Origin of the sequence: Blastococcus aggregatus (assembly GCF_900221005.1) — a bacterium.
Classification (GTDB): Bacteria; Actinomycetota; Actinomycetes; order Mycobacteriales; family Geodermatophilaceae; genus Blastococcus; species Blastococcus aggregatus.
In genome coordinates, this window is sequence record NZ_OBQI01000002.1 from 524989 (window position 1) to 543417 (window position 18429).

Genomic DNA, 18429 nt, shown 5'->3' on the forward strand with positions numbered 1-18429 from the left:
CGCCGACCGGCCGCGCGGCGTCAGACGCGGTCGACCACTCCGGTCTCCCGGTGCCACGTCAGCGTCCCGCCCTGGAAGCGCTGGGCGCGTCCCCCGGGAACCGCGTACTCGCGACCCACGGGGTAGCCGAGGCTGCCGGCCTCGGAGCCCTCGGCCGCCCAGGCGTCGCGGATGGCGCCGCTGACGATGCCCGCGCCCGTGGCCGGCGACCAGTAGATCGAGCCGCCGGAGAAGTGGGTGGAGCACCCGCCGTCGCGCAACCCGCAGACCTCGTCGCTCACCGGGTACCCCAGCGCGCCGTTCTCGGCCCCGGAGACGAGCCAGGTGTAGCCGATCCCGCCCTTGACGGCGTGCGCGCCGGTGGCCGGGGACCAGTAGAGCCACCCGTACTGGAACACCTGGAAGCAGCCACCGCCGGCCAGGCCGCAGATGGTGTCCGTGACCGGGTACCCCATGTGCCCCCGTTCGTCGGCCAGCGCGTCGTACCGGTCCTCGACGGCTCCGGTGACCAGCCGCGCGCCGGTCCGGCTCGACCACGAGATGCGGCCGTGCTCGAAGGCCTGCGCGCAGCCACCGTCGGGCAGCCCGCACACCTGGTCGGCCACCGGGTACCCGAGCAGCCCGTTCTCCGCGCCCCGGCTCATCCACGTGTACCCGATGCCGTCCTTCGCCACGGTCGTGCCGGCCACGGGCGAGTCGTAGACGGTGCCGTACTGGAACACCTGGTAGCAGCCTCCGCCGGCCAGCCCGCAGGCGCGGTCCATGACCGGGTAGCCGAGCGCGCCACGTTCCCGGGCGTAGGCGTCCCACCGGGCGGCGATGGCCCCCCCGACCATCCTGGCGCCGGTGCCGGCGGACCAGTAGACGTCCCCGCCCTGGAAGGACTGCGCGCACCCGCCGGACAGCAGGCCGCAGGTCGGGTTCCGCACGGGGTAGCCCAGGATCCCGTTCTCGGCACCGAGCGACACCCACCGCCCGGCGATGGCCCCCTGGACGATGTGGGCACCGGTCGCCGGTGACCAGAAGATGCTGCCGTAGCGGAACACCTGGTAGCAGCCCCCGCCGGCCAGGCCACAGGCCTCCGCCCCCGCGGCCGGGCCCAGCGGGCCGCCGGACCCACCGGCGTCCCGGTAGGCGACCGCCACGGGGCTGAACTGCGAGGCACGGGTCGCGATCCGGACCACGGCGGACGAGGAGGTCTGGCTCTCCACCGTCACGACGAAGTCGCCGCCGGCCACCCGGACGGGGACGCCGGGCGGCAGGGCCTGCTTGAGGTCGCCGTCCCAGCCGGCCGCCGGCGACGGGGTGCCGTCGAGGAGCAGCGAGCTGTCCGACCGCTGGCCGGCCCGCCGCAGCAGCACCCCGGTCTGCAGCCCCGGCCCGTTCGCCGACGTCCCCAGCCAGCCGTCCCGTCCACTCGCCGTCCGGAGCTCCAGCCAGTGCTGCCCGCCCCCGGCGTCGGTGAGCCGGACCGCCCGGGTGCCGGTACGGCCCGACGTCGGGGAGAGCGTGATCGTCTGCGCGGCGCCGTCCACGGCGACGTCGGCCCGCGAGGCCGGCGGCAGCACGCCGAGCCGGGCGGCCTGGACGGCGTTGAGCGAGCCGGTCTGCTCCCAGGACACACCCATGACGTCGTACAGGTCGTAGTAGGCGCGGATCCGGCAGGTGCCGGAGTCCAGCGCCCCGTCGCACTGGTACGCCGAGGAGTGCCCGAGACCGAAGTTGTGCCCCAGCTCGTGGGCCATCACCGACAGCTCGGCGGCGCGCACCAGGAGGTACCCGCCGGTCCCCGGGGTGGAGCCCAGCTCCGCGAGCCCGTAGCTGCAGCCCGGCTGCTGCCCCGGGTAGCCGGGGACGTAGAGCAGCAGGTGCCGGCCGGCGCCCCGGGTGAACCCGACGAGGGGGTGGGCGGCCACCTCCGCCCACAGGGCGAACGGATCGTCGCAGCCGGCGGTCGTGGGGATCCAGTCGGGCGTCGGGGCGGAACCGTGCGGCCGGACGGCGCCGTTGCTCTCGCTCTCCCAGAAGCCGGCCACCGGACCGTTGAGCGCGTCCACGACGCGCGCGGCCGTCATGCCGTCGGGGGTGGTGCCCGGCGGCTGGACCAGCACCACCGTGACCTCGTTGGTGTACGGCCCGACCGCGGGTGCCGCGGCCGGCGGGCCGTCCGGATCGAGGACCTCCGCCTCGAGCAGCTCGCGGGCCGGGGCGAGGCCGAGCTCCTCGGAGGCCTCGTCCTGCACCTCCGCCCCGACGGTGACCTCGACCGTGGCACCCAGCGGCAGGTCCGCGGCGGCCTCGGTGTCGATCCGGACGCTGCCGCCGTCCTCGGTCGTGACCCAGCTGAGCGGGCCGTTCTCGGCGTGCTCGGCGGGCTCGGCGTGCTCGGGCCACGCCTGCACCAGCTCACCGACGACGGTGTCACCGTCGGGTCGGACGGGGGCGTCCTCGCTCCGTGCCGGGGACGCGAGCGCCAGGACGGGCACCGCGACCACCGCGAGGACGACGACCCGGGCACGACGGGACAGGGGGGCGAGCGCCACAGGAGAACTCCAGATTGCCGGGAACTCTCCCTACATCGGCCGGAGCGGGCACCGACTTGAGCGGTGTCCGGGCTCAGGGGCCCGGCAGCGCCGCCGTCCGGGCCCCCGCCGGCTCAGTCGACGCGCTCGTCCAGGTCCGCGCAGAAGGGCTCGCCGTACATGCGCTCGTAGTTCTCCTGGACGCCGTCGCGGACGGCCACCAGGTAGTACTCCGGCCAGCCCTGCTTGGTCATCCAGTCGAACAGCGTCCCGCAGCGCACGACCTCGGAGACGTCCCCGTCGGCGGACTGCGCCACCAGCTGGGCGTTGATCGGGTAGTGCGTCTGCGTGATCTCGGCCAGCGTCATGTTGAGCGTGACCTGGCCGAGGACGAAGGCGCCGACCAGCGGGAGTCCGACGACGAGCAGCCGGGCCGAGCGGTGGCGTCGCAGGGCCACCAGCGCCAGCACGATCAGGGCCGCGACGCAGATGATGCCGACCGCGTAGGAGAGGTACACCTGGCCGGGGCGGGCCATCTTCTCGCTGTACTTGACGGTCATCGCGTGGGTCGCGGTGGCGCCGGCCCAGAAGGTCAGCAGGGTGGCGACGGGCACCAGCCAGGGGCTCCGCCACGCCGGCAGCGGCTCGTCGGAGGCCGGCGCGACGACGTCGCCCCGGAGGACGTCGAGCCCGGTGGAGCGCACCCAGGCGAAGCCGATGGCCCCGACGAGCAGCACCAGTCCGGCCCCCAGGTGGAGGGAGTCCCAGTCGAGGGCCGGCGCACCGGCGGTCTCGGTGAGGTATCCCCAGCCGCCGCCGGGGAGGGCGCTGAGCATGCCGTTGCCCCACGCGGAGACCCCGGCCCGGCCCAGGGCCAGCGTCGTCCCGCCGTAGCCGGCCTCCTCGGACGGGACGGCGAGCAGCACGCGGCCGGCCACGAACATCACCGCGGGCAGCACGACGGCGGTGCCCATCAGCACCAGGCAGCGCCGCCGGATCTGCGCGCGGTCGACCGCGGTGAGCGCGGTGAGCACCAGCGCGACGGCGACCGCCGCGACGGCGCCGACGAGCATCTCGTAGTACCAGACCGCCACGACGCCGAGCAGCGAGCAGATCACGATCGAGCGCGTGTCACGCACGCCGGGGGCGATCGCGCGCAGCGCCCAGGCGATCATCCAGAAACCGATGGCGGTGGAGCCCCAGCCCGCGGGCCCGTAGGAGACGACCGGGTCGTCGGACCACGGCACGTGCAGCTGGAGGGTGGCCGCGGTGACGGCCGCCAGCAGGGCGAACGTGGGCCAGAACGACACCCGGAGCGCCGGCAGCCGGGCCAGGCTCCAGACGACCGCCGAGGCGGCGCCGGCGACGCCGAGCGCGATCATCGCGAGGGTGGCCAGGACGTCGAAGTACTGCGGCGAGACGCCGAACGAGGCGCTGACCCAGTACGCCAGGTAGTGGTACAGCGCACCGAGCGTCTGACCGACCGGGTTCGAGTGGCCGGCCTGCTGCCCCGCCGAGAACCCGAAGGTCAGCGCCTCCCAGAGGCTGCCGTCGGTGATCGCGAACGTCTCCTGGAGGGCCTGGAAGTCGTCGGCGATGATCGGCACCCGCGCGGCCGGGATGTAGCCGACGCCGAGGACGGCGGCTCCGGAGAGCGCCCAGCCCGCGTTCCGCAGCCCGCGCCCGCGCGTCTCCGGCTCGTCCGGCCCGGTGGTGCGCAGGAGCTCGTCGGTCACCTCGGGATGGTCCCCCAGGACGGCCGTGGAGCCGGCACGCTCATCCACGCCTGGCCTCCCGGGCGACGTCCGCGCGGTCGAGGACGAACAGCGCCGCGGCCGTTCCCACGCCGATGATCCCGATGGCCACGATCATCGCGCGGAGGTCCGGGAGCAGCATCGTGGCCGCGGCCCACTGCAGCACGCCGGCCACGAGGAGCACGAGCACGGCGCGGGAGGACGCGCGTGCGGTGTGGTTGATGAGCAGCCCCTGGGCCAGGGCCCACGGCAGGTAGGCCACGGTCATCCAGGGCAGCAGCGCCGCGGCGGGACCGTAGCCCGAGCCGGAGCCGAACAGGATCGAGACGAGCAGGTCGCCGACGAGCGCGACCACGGCGGCCAGGACCAGGCCGCTGGCGAGCACGGTGGCCAGCACGATGTTGACCCCGAAGCGCACCGCGCCGGCGTCGGCGCCGCGGAACACGAACCGCGGCAGCAGGTAGAGCGACAGCACGGTGGGCACGAGGAGGCCCATCTTGGCCAGCACGGCCGCCGCGGCGAAGGCGCCGGAGGCGTCGTCGACGCTGTAGATGCGGACGAGCACGACGTCGATGTTCGTCAGCCACGCGAAGGACAGCGTGATGAGCATGAGGACGGTGCTCTTGCGCGAGAAGGCGCCGTTGCCCTGGACCTGGACGTCCCGGGTGTGCCAGCCGGCGAGCACCGCGACGGCGACGATCGCGACGAGCACCGCGACCACGACGGACACCGCACCGAGCCCCGCGGCCAGGGCGGCGACGGCCAGGAGCAGCCGGAGCACCTGGGAGGCGGTGGAGTAGCCGGAGACGAGCCGGGCCTTGCCGGCGCCCTGCAGGCGGCCGAGCGCGACGCTGAACAGGAAGCTGGGCACGATCGTCGCGGCCGCGAGGTTCACCGCCAGCCGGCTGGTGTCGAGGGCGTCGGCGAGCAGCGGGGACGCCAGCACCACGGCCCCGGCGAAGCCGCTGCCGAGCACGAGGGCCTCGACCGTCGCGCCGTCCAGACGACGGCGCGGGGCGGCGTCCGCGGGCGAGGCGAGGGCGGCCGCCGTGACCACCGCGACGGAGTTCTGCAGCGCGGAGGCACCGATGCTGGCGATGTTGACGATGGCCAGGAAGGCGGCCAGCAGCCCGAACCCGGCCGGGCCCAGGCCGCGGCCGGTGACGACGTGGAAGCCCGACGTGGAGGCGATGCCGATGGCCGCGAGGCCCCCGACCGAGATGAGCGGCCAGGCGTGCCGGCGGAGGTAGCCCAGCGACATCTGGCGGGACGACACGGGCGACTCCTCGGCGGACGGCGCGGCCTCGGCCGACACGCCCTCCGCCCGGACCGCCTCCAGGGTCACGGGCGCCCGGAGGGCTGCGACCTCCGACTGCACGGTGGTCACCGGGTCGCTGCCCGGGGCAGCCGCTCGTCGGAACGCTCCGCGCGGGCGCGCGGGACGGGCAGCGGCACGACGGGCGCGATCTGCCCGACCGGCGCGGCCGGGCCGGCCGGCGCGAGCGGCTCGACGAGGGCGAGGGCCGGGGCGGGTACGGGAACGGTGGCCGGTGCGGTGGTGGCGCGGGCGGCGGCCTGGCGGCGGGCCCGGCTGTGCGAGGCGACGGCGAGCAGGTCGCGCAGCGCCTCCCACATCGAGCCGGCGCCGATCCGGCTGGTGAACTCGTAGTCCAGCACCACGGGGGCCTCCTGGATGCGGGCGCCGGTCTCGGCGAGCCAGCACATCATCTCGAGGTCGAAGGCGAAGCCGGTGACCCGCAGGTCGGCGATCACCGGGGCGGCGACCGACCGGCGCATCGCCTTGATGCCGGTCTGGGTGTCACCGAGGTCCATCCCGAGCGCCAGGCGGGTGAGCAGGCGGAACGTGCGGCTGGCCACGCGCCGGACCGGCGGGTAGCTGACGGCCGACTCCGGGTGCACCTTCGAACCGACGACGACGTCGGCGACGTCGGCGTCCAGCCGGTCGAAGAAGCCGGGGAGCACCGAGGGGTGCAGGTCCAGGTCGCCGTCCATGAACGCGACCAGCGGGTTGGTCGCGTGCCGGAAGCCGTACCGGAGCGCGTGCCCCTTCCCCTGGTTGGGGAAGTACTCCAGGACGGTGACCTGCGGCAGGTTCAGCGCGCGGGCCTCGTCCGCGGTGCCGTCGGAGCTCCCGTCGGACACGACGAGGATCTCGTAGGGCCGGCCCGTGCCGTCGAGGACCTCGGCCAGGCGCGTCACCGCGGGGCCGATGCTGGCGGCCTCCTGGTAGGCGGGGACGACGACGGAGACCGCCGTGAGCTCAGTGGTATTCACGGGTCATCAGGTCCTTCACGACGATGTCCGACGGTGAGATGCGCAGGGTCTGGGGCGGGCGGCGCCGCTCGGCGTGGGACCGCAGGAAGCGCTGGAGGACGTCGACGTCCCACCCGGAGAGCTCCGCGTTCTCGCCCAGCCCGTCCTGCCGCTCGGTCTCCTTGCGGTGCACCAGCGTCGGGACGCCGAGCAGCGCGGCCTCCTCCTGGACGCCGCCGCTGTCGGTGACGACGAACGAGGCGCCGGCGAGCAGGTCGGTGAACTCGGCGTGCGGGACCTTGTCGAGGACGGTGAAGAGCTCCGGGGGCAGCGCGTCGAGCCGGCTGCCCAGGACGTGCCGCGCCTGGTCGTCGGCCACGAGGACCATCCGGTGCGGCGCGTGCTGCTGCAGCGCGGCGAGCGTCCGGTCGGTCAGCCCGGCGGCGGTCAGGAACTCGAAGCGGTGCAGGAGGACCAGCCCGTAGGGGTCGGTCTCCGACGGCCGGGCGGAGGGAGCCCGGTCCAGGACGGCGTCGACGACGGTGTTGGCGCCGGTGGGGACGACACCGCGGCGGCCGGCGAGCACCGCGGCCGCGGCGTCCGAGGGGGCGTAGTGGACGTCGGCGAGCCGGCCGACGATGCGCCGGTCCAGCTCCTCGGGGAACGGGTGCCGCCAGTTGCCCGAGCGGAGCCCGGCCTCGACGTGCGCGCAGTCCGCGCCGAGCAGCTTGGCCAGGACGGCCCCGACGACGCTGGTCATCGTGTCGCCGTGGACGACGAGCACGCTGCGCCCGCCGCCGCTGCGCAGCCGCCGCCGGGCGGACCACCCGGAGCGCACCACCCAGGCGAGGATCTGGCCGAGCCACACGACCACGTCGGCGGGCCCGGCGAGGGGCTTGCCGCCGCGACCGTTGGCCAGCACGTGGTCCGGGGCAGGCAGCCCCAGGCCGGGCAGCGCGCGCAGCACGGTGTCGGACTGCTGGAGGGTCAGCCACTGCTCGTAGTCGACGCCCTGGTCGGCGAGCCGCCGGGCGACCGGGGCCAGCTTGATGGCCTCGGCCGTGGTGCCGTAGACGAAGACGATCACGCCGCCACCTCCGCGCGGACGGGCAGGTTGCGGCGGGTCGAGCGCAGCAGGTGCCCGTGCACGGCCAGGCCGCGCAGCAGCCCGGCCCAGTACGGGCCGGCGAAGACCGGCACGTAGGCGAGGTAGGCCCGGAGCCCCTTCGCGGGGCAGTGCCGGCGCGCGGCCAGGGCGGCCGGCGCGGCGAGGCCGAGGACGGCGACGGCGGCGAGCACGCCCAGCACGGTCCACGCCTGGGCGGCCACGAGGCCGGCGAGCAGGGCCAGCCCGACGACCGGAGCGGCGGCCAGGCCGACGAGCGCGGCGTTCCAGCCGGCCGACGTGCCGGCGAAGCTGTCCACCAGGAAGGTGCCGCGACCGAAGCTGTGCCGCACGAAGTCACGCACGTTGCCGCGCGGCCGGTAGACGGCGAGGAAGCCCGGGTCCAGGCGGATCGGGATCTGCACGGCGATGTGGCGGATCAGCTTGGTGTCGTCGCTGGCCAGGGCGGCGTCGCCGGTCGGCCACGCCACGCGGCAGGCGTCGACCAGCAGTTGGCGCGGGGCGATGAAGACGCCCGTGCCCTTGGGGTGCTGGTTGAAGGTCTCGAGGCCGAACTCGACCGGCTGCGGCGCACCGAGGTAGTTGCCCCAGAAGACGTGGGTGAGGACCTCCCAGAAGTGCCCCACGAGGGGCGCCTCGGGATCGGTGACGCAGTGGCCGTTCCAGACGGTCTTCCGCGGGTCCGCGGTCATGACCGCCTCGACGTGGGCGAGGCTGCCCGGGCCCATGAGGACGCGGCTGTCCAGGAGGAACACCTGCTCGGCCCGGGCCTCCTGCAGTCCGGCCCAGCGGGCGAGGAACCGGCCCTTGTTCTCCTGGCGCAGAACGCGCAGGGCGACCGGGAAGCCGGCGGCCATCGAGGTGATCAGGTCCGCGGTGCCGTCGGTCGACCCGTCATCCACGACGAGGATCTCGGCGGTCCACGAGGTGGCCGCGAGCGCGGTGGCGCAGGCCTCCAGGGTGGAGGGCAGCCACTCGGCGGAGTTGTAGGACGGGATCACGACGCTGAGGTCGGGGAGCTCGCGCTCGCTGTGACCCACTTGTCCCCCTTGCCCGACCGTCCGCAGTGCGGGCAGCCGGTGTTGTTGTGTAACGGCGCCGTTGCCCGCCGTCATGATTGCCGGAACGCTTTCGTTCCGAGGGCCGGACACGCGGGCCTGTGACTCGTGTGGCGACGGAACGGAGCACCCAGCGGCGCACGAGAAAGCGTTACTCAGCGCTACGTTCTAGGTGCAGAAAGTACCAGCGGCGAGACGGAACGGTCACCCTCGGAACTGCGTGTCACCGCATCATTGCTGGGCGAGATGTGCCGAAGAGTCGACACGGTCGTCGGCTCTTCCGGGCACGGCGGCGGGGCGGGCCGGCCGGCTACGCGCCGGGTGCCGCCAGGAACGTGTCGCGGATCTGCCGGGCGGCCAGCGCGGGCGTGAGCTCGCCGGCGAGCACCGCCTTCTCCAGCGTCGGCGCCATCGCCCGGACACCGGGGTGCGCCCGCAGCGCGTGCTCGAGGCCGTCCCGGACCAGCTGCCAGGTCCAGCGCACCTGCTGGTTGCGGCGCTTCTCGTCGAACTCCCCCGAGGCCTTCATGCGGTCCTGGTGCTCGACCAGCTCGGCCCAGACCTCGTCCAGGCCCTCCCCGGTGAGCCCGGCGCAGGTGAGCACCGGCACGTCCCAGGTCTCGCCGTGGCCGCGCAGCATCCGGATCGCCTGCGCCAGCTCGCGGGCGGCCTTGCGCGCGCCCGGCGCACCGTCGCCGTCGGCCTTGTTCACGGCGATGACGTCGGCGATCTCGAGGATGCCGCGCTTGATGCCCTGCAGCTGGTCGCCGGTGCGGGCCAGGGTGAGGAAGAGGAAGGAGTCGACCATCTCGGCGACGGTGATCTCCGACTGCCCGACGCCGACGGTCTCCACCAGGACGACGTCGTAGCCGGCGGCCTCCACGACGACCATCGACTCGCGGGTCGCCTGCGCGACGCCGCCGAGCGTCCCCGACGTCGGCGACGGGCGGATGAAGGCGGCCGGGTCGACCGAGAGCCGGGACATGCGGGTCTTGTCGCCGAGGATCGACCCGCCGGAGCGAGCCGACGACGGGTCGACGGCGAGCACGGCCACCTTCGAACCGGCCGCGGTCAGCGTCACGCCGAGCTGGTCGATGAACGTCGACTTCCCCACGCCGGGGACGCCGCTGATGCCCACGCGGCGCGCTCCCCCGGCGTGCGGCAGCAGCTCGACGAGCAGCTCCTGCGCCCGCTCGCGGTGATCCCCGCGGCGCGACTCGACCAGGGTGATGGCGCGCGCCATCACCCGCCGGTCGCCCGCGAGCACCCCCTCGACGAGCGCGGGGACGTCGACGTCCCTCGCCATCAGTGACCCAGGCGCTGCGACAGGGTCCGCAGCAGCTCCTGCGCCGCCTCGGCGATGACCGTGCCGGGCGGGAAGACCGCCGCGGCACCCATCTCCTTGAGCGTGGGGACGTCGTCGGGCGGGATGACGCCGCCGACGACGATCAGCACGTCGTCGGCACCGAGCTCGGCCAGCGCGGTCTTCAGCGCCGGGACGAGCGTGAGGTGACCGGCCGCGAGCGAGGAGACGCCGACGACGTGCACGTCGGCCTCCACCGCCTGGCGGGCGACCTCGTCGGGCGTCTGGAACAGCGGGCCCACGTCGACGTCGAAGCCGAGGTCGGCGAAGGCGGTGGCGATGACCTTCTGGCCGCGGTCGTGGCCGTCCTGGCCCATCTTGGCGACCAGGATGCGGGGACGGCGCCCCTCGGCCTCCTCGAACTCGGCCGCCATGCGGCGGGTCTCCTCCATGGGGCTGTCCTCTCCGGCCTTGTGCCCGGCCATCGCCTCGTCGCGGTAGACGCCGGAGATGGTGCGCACCTGCCCGGCGTGCCGGCCGTAGACCTCCTCCAGGGCGTCGGAGATCTCGCCGACGGTGGCCTGGGCGCGGGCGGCGTCGACGGCGAGCTTGAGCAGGTTGTGCTCCAGCCCGCTCTCCCGCCGCCCCTCGGCCGCGGCGCGGGCGGCGCCGGTGAGCCGGCGCAGCGCGTCCTGCACCGCCCCCGCGTCGCGGGAGGCCCGGAGCTGCTCGAGCTTGGCCTTCTGCTGGGCCAGCACGTCGGCGTTGTCGACCTTGAGCACCTCGATGGCCTCGTCGGCGTCGACCCGGTACTTGTTCACGCCGATGACCGGCTGCCGGCCGGAGTCGATGCGGGCCTGGGTGCGGGCGGCGGCCTCCTCGATGCGCAGCTTCGGGATGCCCTCGTCGATGGCCTGCGCCATGCCGCCGGCCTCGGTGACCTCCTGGATGTGCGCCCAGGCGCGGCGGGCCAGGTCGTAGGTCAGCTTCTCGACGTAGGCCGAGCCGCCCCACGGGTCGATGACCCGCGTGGTGCCCGACTCCTGCTGCAGCAGCAGCTGGGTGTTGCGGGCGATCCGGGCGGAGAAGTCGGTCGGCAGCGCCAGCGCCTCGTCCAGGGCGTTGGTGTGCAGCGACTGGGTGTGCCCCTGCGTGGCGGCCATGGCCTCCAGGCAGGTGCGCACGACGTTGTTGTAGACGTCCTGCGCGGTCAGCGACCAGCCCGACGTCTGCGAGTGGGTGCGCAGCGCCAGCGACTTCGGGTTCTGCGCGCCGGCCTCCTTGACCAGCCGGGCCCACAGCAGCCGCCCGGCGCGGAGCTTGGCGACCTCCATGAAGAAGTTCATGCCGATGGCCCAGAAGAACGACAGCCGCGGCGCGAACGCGTCGACGTCGATCCCGGCGTCCTTGCCCGCCTTCAGGTACTCGACGCCGTCGGCGAGGGTGTAGGCCAGCTCGAGGTCGGCCGTCGCCCCGGCCTCCTGGATGTGGTAGCCGGAGATCGAGATGGAGTTGTAGCGCGGCATCTCCTTCGAGGTGAAGGAGAAGATGTCGCTGATGATCTGCATCGAGGGCTTGGGCGGATAGATGTAGGTGTTCCGCACCATGAACTCTTTGAGGATGTCGTTCTGGATCGTGCCGGTGAGCTGCGCGGGCGACACGCCCTGCTCCTCGGCCGCGACGATGTAGAGCGCGAGCACGGGCAGCACGGCGCCGTTCATCGTCATCGACACGCTCATCTTGTCCAGCGGGATGCCGTCGAAGAGCTGCCGCATGTCCAGGATCGAGTCGATCGCGACGCCCGCCATGCCGACGTCGCCCACCACGCGCGGGTGGTCGGAGTCGTAGCCGCGGTGGGTCGGCAGGTCGAAGGCGACCGAGAGGCCCTTCTGGCCCGCGGCCAGGTTCCGCCGGTAGAAGGCGTTGGACTCCGCGGCGGTGGAGAACCCGGCGTACTGCCGGACGGTCCACGGCTGGGTCGTGTACATCGTGGGGTAGGGCCCGCGCAGGAACGGCGGGAGGCCCGGCAGCGTCTCGAGGAAGTCGAGCCCGTCCAGGTCGGCCGGCGTGAACAGCGGCGGGACGGCGATGCCCTCGGGGGTCTCCCAGGTCGCCTCCTGGACGCTGCGGCCGGTCGTCTCCTCGAACGCCTTGGCCCACTCGTCGGCCGAGCCGGCGCCGGTCGGGCGGCCCAGCTCGACGCCACTGAAATCGGGGATGGCGGTCATGCCTGCACTCCTTCGAGGCCCAGCTGCGCGTGGACGGTGCGGAGCACGTCCAGGGCGTCGCACCCGGCGTACACGTAGCCGTCGACGCCGTCGACGGCGAGGTCGGGCTTGCCGGCCAGCCACACCTGCGTGGCGCCGGCGTCCTTGAGCGCGGCAGCCAGGCCGGCCGCCTGCTCGGCGTAGTCCTTGTCGGTCCCGCAGATGCAGGCGACCATCGTGCCGGCCTCGCGGAGGCCCTCGGCCAGGTCGCCGGCCGGCGTGGCCAGCCCACCGGCCTGGAACAGGTTGCCGGCGAAGCTCGCCCGCGCGGTGTGCCGGGCGATCGGGCCGATCGTGGCCAGGTAGACGGTCGGCCGCTCACCGGCGGTGTCGGCGGCGTCGCGCAGCGACTCGAACTCCTGCGCGGCGCGGACGCGGGGCAGCCCGCCGCTGGGGTGCAGCGCGGCCGCGGGCTGCCGCTCGGGCAGCTTCTCGGTCAGGTTGGGGAACTCGCTGACGCCGGTGATCGCGTCGGCGCGGGTGGCCAGCCGCTTCGCCCGCGCGTCCCAGGCGGTGGCGATCCGGTCGCGGACCAGACCGGAGTCCAGGGCCGCGGCCAGGCCGCCGGCCCGCTCGATCTCGGTGAACCAGTCCCAGGCCGCCCGGGCCAGCTCGTCGGTCAGCGACTCGACGTACCAGGAGCCGCCGGCGGGGTCGAGGACGCGGGCCAGGTGACCCTCCTCCACGAGCAGGCTCTGGGTGTTGCGCGCGATCCGCCGGGCGAAGGAGTCGGGCAGGCCGAGGGCGGCGTCGAAGGGCTGCACGGTGACGGCGTCGGCGCCGCCCACGCCCGCGGCGAAGCAGGCGACGGTGGTGCGCAGCATGTTGACCCACGGGTCGCGCTTCGTCGTCATCACCGAGGAGGTGACGGCGTGCTGGCGCTGGCCGCGCACCTCCGGGGCGGCGCCGCTCACCTCGCCGACGCGGTCCCACAGCCGGCGGGCGGCGCGGAGCGCGGCGATGGTCGTGAACTGGTCGGCGGTGGCGCTGTAGCGGAACTCGAGCTGGCCGAACGCCTCGTCGACGCTCAGGCCCTGCTGCCCGTCCGCGGTATCGGTGAGCGCCCGCAGGTACGCGACGCCGGCGGCCAGCGAGCAGCCCAGCTCCTCGACGGCGGAGGCCCCGGCGTCGGCGAAGACCGTGCCGTCGACGACGACGCTGCGCAGGTCCGGGTACGCCGCGGCCCGGCGGGCGAGGCCGGCCAGCCCGGAGAGGTCCTGCGCCTGCCCCGAGGCGGCGTGCGCGCCGAGCGGGTCGAGGCCGAGCGAGCCGCCGGGCGCGATCGGCTCGTCGGTGTCGCTGCGTGCGTCCAGGAGGTCGAGGAACGCCTCGGCGGCTCTGACTCCCCCGCCCTCCCCCACGCCCGAGACGCTGACGGGGGCGAGGTCGAGGTAGACGTCGGCGAGCACGTCGCCCAGCCGGTCGGCCGGCACCGCGCCGTCGCCGACGACCAGCCACAGCGAGGTGACGCCGTTCTCCAGGTCGGCGGCGATCGCCTCCTTGGTGGCGGCGGCGTCGGGGTGGGCGTGCCGCTGGCGGACGTCCCAGCCGGCGGGCACGTCGCCGTCCGCACCGCCGGCGGCGCCGGTCGCGCCGGCCCGGGAGCCGCGCACGAAGGGCGGGAGCCCGGGCACGCCGGCCGTCGTCGGCAGGTCCGTCGCGTCCTCGGCGGTGTACAGCGGGGCGACGGTGACGCCCGGGGCGACGGGACGGCGCAGGGCCTCCTCGACCGGCTCGGGCAGGTCCTCCCGACCGGCCTTGCGCAGGACACCGGCGACCAGGTCGCGCCACTGGTCGCGGGTGACCGCGGGGAACTCGGCGGCGAGGCCGAGGTCCTCGGGCACCTCGTGCTCGCTGGGGACCTGCGCGTCCGCCGGCGCCGGCGCCGCGTCGCTGCTGTGCTGCTCGGTGGAACTCATGCTCGGTGGGACTCCTCGTCGGATCGTCGCGCAGCAGTGTCTCCGGGGGCGTGCCGCCCCGTGCGGCCGGGTGCCGGTAGGCCGACCCCTGCGGGGGAGGCGGCGTCGGCCTCGAGCGCGTGCAGCGCGGCGCGGGCGAGCAGCCGGACGCCCACCTCGAGCGCCCGCTCGTCCACGTCGAAGGTGCCGCGGTGCAGGTCCAGCTCCGCTCCCCCGCCGTGCGTGCCGAGCCGGGCCAGGGCGATCGGCAGGACGTCTGCGAACCAGCCGAAGTCCTCCCCGCCCATGCTCTGCGGGGAGAGCACGACGCCCTCGGGCCCCACCGTCTCCAGGGCGGCGGAGCGCAGCAGCGCGACCGAGCGGGGGTCGTTGACCACCGGCGGCACGCCCCGGATGTAGTCGACCTCGACGGCGGCGCCGGTGGCGGCCGCGACCTTGGCGACGAGCGCCCGGATGATCTCCTCCGCGCCCTGCCAGGCGTCCCGGTCGAGCACCCGGACGGTGCCGCGCAGCGTGCCCCGTTGCGGGATGGCGTTGGCCGCGACCCCGGCGTCCACCGAGCCCCAGACCAGGGACATCCCGGCGCGCGGGTCGACCTGCCGGGAGAGGAGCCCCGGCAGCTCGGTGATCAGCCGGCCGAGGGCGTCGACGAGGTCGACGGTCAGGTGCGGCCGCGCGGTGTGCCCGCCGGGGCCGGTGAGCGTGACGTCGATGCGGTCGCAGGCCGCCGTGATCGCGCCGGTGCGCAGCCCGACCTGCCCCACCGGGACCGAGGGGTCGCAGTGCAGTGCGAAGGCCCGGGTGGCGCCGTCGAGCACGCCGGAGGCCACCACCTGCGTCGCGCCCCCGGGGACGGTCTCCTCCGCGGGCTGGAAGATGCAGCGCACCCGCCCGGGCAGCCCGTCGACGGTCGCCAGCGCCAGGGCGACCCCGAGCACCACGGTGGTGTGCACGTCGTGACCGCAGGCGTGGCACATGCCCGGCGTCGTGGAGGCGTACGGGACGTCCTTGAGGTCGGCCAGCGGCAGTGCGTCGATGTCGCCGCGCAGCACGACCGTCGGGCCGGGGCCCTCCCCCACCTCGACCACCAGCCCGGTGCCGCTGGGCAGCCGCACCGGCGACAGCCCGGCCTCGCGCAGCCGCTGCTCCAGGAAGGACGTCGTCTCCACCTCGGCGTAGGCCAGCTCGGGGTGGGCGTGCAGGTGCCGGCGGACGGCGACCAGCCGCGGTGCGTGGGTCGCGACCCACTCGTCCACCGCGGCGCCGAGCTTCTCGACGACGGGGGTCACGCCGCATGCCCCCCGGCGCAGTCGCCCGGACCCGGCGACGGCTCGGTCGGCCGCCCCACCGGCCCGGTCGCGGGCAGCCCGTCCCGCATCTCGGCGAGCAGGCTGTCGACGACGGGCTTCAGGTCGCCGCCCGAGGCGGCCGCGACCGCCCGCTGCCGCTGGTAGGAGGCGCCGACGTCGAGGACGCGCAGCACGTCGCCGAGCTCGGCCTCGCAGCCCAGCCGCTTGGCCGTGGGCATCAGCTCCTCGACCAGGTCCAGGATCGCCTGCCGCACCGGCTGCACCGTGCCCTTGTCGTCGACGACGATGTCGGCGTCGAGGCCGTACCGCGAGGCGCGCCACTTGTTCTCCCGCAGCACCCAGGAGGCCGGGGTGGGGAGGGTGTAGCCGCGGTCGAGCTGGGTGTCGAACTGCTCGACCAGGCACTGGGCGAGCGCGGCGACCGCGCCGATCTCGTCGAGGGTGGGCAGGCCGTCGCAGATGCGCAGCTCGACGGTGCCGAAGTCGGGGTGCGGGCGGACGTCCCACCACACCTCGCGCACGCTCTCGATCGACTTCGTGGAGATCAGCGTCTCCATGTACTCCTCGAACTCGGCCCAGTCGGCCAGCTGGTACGGCAGCCCCGCCGTCGGCATGCCCTCGAAGATCTTGGTGCGGGACGACGCCAGGCCGGTGTCGCAGCCGACCCAGTACGGCGAGGACGACGAGAGCGCGAGGAAGTGCGGGATGTACTGGCACAGCGCGTTGACGATGGGCATCGCCTTCTCCGGCGCCCGCACGCCGACGTGCACGTGGACGCCGAAGATCTGCATGCGGCGGGCCATCCACTGCATCCGCTCGACCAGCTCGAGGTAGCGCTCCTTGGGCGAGATCAGCTGGCTCTGCCAGTCGGTGAACGGGTGCGTGCCCGCGCACATCACGCCCAGGCCGCGCTGCTCGGCGGCGGCCGTCACCTCGGCGAGGGTGCCGGCGAGGTCGGCCTTGGCCTCCGCGACGGTGGTGCAGATGCCGGTGATGATCTCGACGGTCGACTGCAGCAGCTCGTGCTTGGCCTTCGGGTGCTCCTCGGCGCCGTCGGGGCGCAGCTGCTCGAGGATCTCGATCGCGCCGGGTGCCAGTTCCCGGCTCGACAGGTCGATCAGCTGCAGCTCCCACTCCACGCCCAGGCTGGACCGCTCGGACGACCGGAAGGGGATCTCCACCTGCCGGAGTCTAGGGAGCCGCGTCGGCGGCCACCCGGCGACGGAGCACCGTCACCCGTTAGCGTCCCTACGTGGACCAGCGCCCCGGCACCGACCCCCAGTCCATCGCCGCGCTCGCGGCCGACGACCTCACCACCGCCCTCGGCGGGCCGCACGACGTCGCGGTCGTGATGGGCTCCGGCTGGGCTCCCGCGGCCGACGCCTTCGGCCCCGCCGAGTACAGCGTCGCCATCGGCGAGCTGCCCGGGTTCGCCGCCCCGACCGCGATGGGCCACGGCGGCGAGGTGCGCTCGGTGCGGGTCGGCGACCGGAAGGTGCTGCTCTTCCTCGGCCGGACGCACCTGTACGAGGGCCGCGGGGTGGAACCGGTCGTGCACGGGGTGCGCACCGCGGCGGCCGCCGGCGTGAAGACGGTCCTGCTCACCAACGCCGCCGGCGGGCTGGCGGCCGACCACCGGGTCGGCCAGGCCGTGATCATCTCCGACCACCTGAACCTCACCGCGCGCTCACCGCTGGTGGGCGGGAACTTCGTCGACCTCACCGACCTCTACTCGGCGCGACTGCGGGCCCTGGCTCGCGAGCTGGACCCGACGCTGGTCGAGGGCGTCTACGCCGCGCTGCCCGGCCCGCACTACGAGACGCCGGCCGAGATCCGGATGCTGCGCACGATGGGCGCGGACCTCGTGGGCATGTCGACGGCGCTCGAGGCGATCGCCGCCCAGGCCGAGGGCCTGGAGGTCTTCGGGCTGTCGCTGGTCACCAACGCCGCGGCGGGCGTCACCGGCGAGAAGCTCGACGGCGACGAGGTCATCGCCGCCGGCCGCGAGGCAGCCGGCCGGCTCGGGGAGTTCCTGGTGCGCTTCATCGGGCAGCTGCCCTCGTGACCGGGCCGGTCCTGGTGACCGGCGCGGCGGGGCTGATCGGGACGGTCCTGCGCGGCGGGTTGCCGGAGCGCGGGTGGTCGCTGCGCAGCCTGGACGTCGTCCCGGTGCCGGAGCCGCGGCCGGGCGAGGAGCACGTCGTCGCCGACACGACCGACCTGGCGGCGCTGACCGAGGCCGCTCGGGGCGCCGGGGCGCTCGTGCACCTGGCGGGCATCGCCACCGAGTCCACCTGGCCGGCGATCGCGCACACCAACATCGACGGCACGTACTGCGCGCTCGAGGCCGCGCGCCGGGCCGGCGTCGGCCGGGTGGTGCTGGCGAGCAGCAACCACGCCACCGGGTACACCCCGCGCCCGGACGGCGGCCTGCTGCGCGAGGTGGACGCCCCGCCCCGGCCGGACACCTACTACGGCGTCTCGAAGGTGACGATGGAGGCGCTCGGCTCGCTCTACGCGGACCGGTACGGCCTCGACGTCGTGTGCCTGCGGATCGGCAGCGCGTTCCCCGAGCCGACCACGACCCGGCACCTCTCCACCTGGCTCTCCCCCGGCGACACCGTGCGGCTGGTCGACGCCGCGCTGCGGACGCCGTCGCCGGGCTTCGCCGTGGTCTGGGGCGTGTCGGCCAACACGCGCCGCTGGTGGGACCTCACCGCCGCCCGGGCGCTCGGCTACGAGCCGGAGGACGACGCCGAGGTCTACGCCCCGGCGCTGGTCGCAGTGCACGGCGAGCCCGACCTCACCGATCCGGTGCACGCCCGGGTGGGCGGCGAGTACGCGACGGCCGAGTTCGACTCCGACAACTTCGACGTGTGAACGGGAACCTCCTGGC

Annotated in this window: 13 protein-coding genes; 2 read left to right on the plus strand and 11 right to left on the minus strand. The window is 74.6% G+C overall.

What is annotated here, in order from left to right:
• Positions 1-20: 20 nt before the first annotated feature.
• The 11 genes from CRP29_RS08210 to CRP29_RS08260 all read right to left on the minus strand — a co-directional run bounded on the left by CRP29_RS08210 (position 21) and on the right by CRP29_RS08260 (position 16714).
• On the minus strand, positions 21-2543 hold the full coding sequence (locus CRP29_RS08210) for a reprolysin-like metallopeptidase (protein WP_097194543.1): 2523 nt from the start codon (positions 2541-2543) through the stop codon (positions 21-23).
• A 113-nt stretch (positions 2544-2656) separates the two neighbouring features.
• Positions 2657-4306, minus strand: coding sequence for a hypothetical protein (locus CRP29_RS08215; protein ID WP_097194544.1), 1650 nt, complete (start codon positions 4304-4306; stop codon positions 2657-2659).
• The gene (locus CRP29_RS08220) at positions 4299-5663 is read right to left on the minus strand and encodes a polysaccharide biosynthesis protein (protein ID WP_097194545.1); all 1365 of its coding nucleotides are present in this window, start codon (positions 5661-5663) and stop codon (positions 4299-4301) included. The genes CRP29_RS08215 and CRP29_RS08220 overlap by 8 nt, the downstream gene beginning before the upstream one ends.
• Positions 5660-6571, minus strand: a complete 912-nt coding sequence (locus CRP29_RS08225; protein WP_097194546.1) for a glycosyltransferase family 2 protein — start codon at positions 6569-6571, stop codon at positions 5660-5662. Before CRP29_RS08225 ends, CRP29_RS08220 begins: the two co-directional genes overlap by 4 nt.
• The gene (locus tag CRP29_RS08230; protein WP_097194547.1) at positions 6558-7637 is read right to left on the minus strand and encodes a UDP-N-acetylglucosamine 2-epimerase; all 1080 of its coding nucleotides are present in this window, start codon (positions 7635-7637) and stop codon (positions 6558-6560) included. Before CRP29_RS08230 ends, CRP29_RS08225 begins: the two co-directional genes overlap by 14 nt.
• Positions 7634-8716 (minus strand): glycosyltransferase family 2 protein, encoded by a 1083-nt coding sequence (locus CRP29_RS08235; protein ID WP_217991502.1) that lies wholly within the window; start codon positions 8714-8716, stop codon positions 7634-7636. The genes CRP29_RS08230 and CRP29_RS08235 overlap by 4 nt, the downstream gene beginning before the upstream one ends.
• Positions 8717-9044: 328 nt before the next feature.
• Complete coding sequence (meaB, locus tag CRP29_RS08240; protein ID WP_097194549.1) at positions 9045-10040, minus strand: methylmalonyl Co-A mutase-associated GTPase MeaB; 996 nt, start codon at positions 10038-10040, stop codon at positions 9045-9047.
• Positions 10040-12265 carry a methylmalonyl-CoA mutase gene (gene scpA, locus CRP29_RS08245; protein WP_097194550.1) on the minus strand — a complete coding sequence of 742 codons (2226 nt, stop codon included), beginning with the start codon at positions 12263-12265 and terminating at the stop codon, positions 10040-10042. Before scpA ends, meaB begins: the two co-directional genes overlap by 1 nt.
• Complete coding sequence (locus CRP29_RS08250) at positions 12262-14223, minus strand: methylmalonyl-CoA mutase subunit beta (protein ID WP_097194551.1); 1962 nt, start codon at positions 14221-14223, stop codon at positions 12262-12264. The genes scpA and CRP29_RS08250 overlap by 4 nt, the downstream gene beginning before the upstream one ends.
• On the minus strand, positions 14220-15512 hold the full coding sequence (locus CRP29_RS08255) for an amidohydrolase (protein ID WP_097194552.1): 1293 nt from the start codon (positions 15510-15512) through the stop codon (positions 14220-14222). Before CRP29_RS08255 ends, CRP29_RS08250 begins: the two co-directional genes overlap by 4 nt.
• Complete coding sequence (locus CRP29_RS08260; RefSeq protein ID WP_097194553.1) at positions 15509-16714, minus strand: glutamate--cysteine ligase; 1206 nt, start codon at positions 16712-16714, stop codon at positions 15509-15511. The genes CRP29_RS08255 and CRP29_RS08260 overlap by 4 nt, the downstream gene beginning before the upstream one ends.
• Before the next feature lie 71 nt (positions 16715-16785).
• Here CRP29_RS08260 and CRP29_RS08265 point away from each other — a divergent pair, with 71 nt between their 5' ends.
• Together CRP29_RS08265 and CRP29_RS08270 are read left to right on the plus strand one after the other, a co-directional pair.
• Entirely contained in the window at positions 16786-17598 is an 813-nt protein-coding gene (locus CRP29_RS08265; protein ID WP_097194554.1) for a purine-nucleoside phosphorylase, read from the plus strand.
• Positions 17595-18413 carry an NAD-dependent epimerase/dehydratase family protein gene (locus CRP29_RS08270; RefSeq protein WP_097194555.1) on the plus strand — a complete coding sequence of 273 codons (819 nt, stop codon included), beginning with the start codon at positions 17595-17597 and terminating at the stop codon, positions 18411-18413. The genes CRP29_RS08265 and CRP29_RS08270 overlap by 4 nt, the downstream gene beginning before the upstream one ends.
• Positions 18414-18429 lie beyond the last annotated feature (16 nt).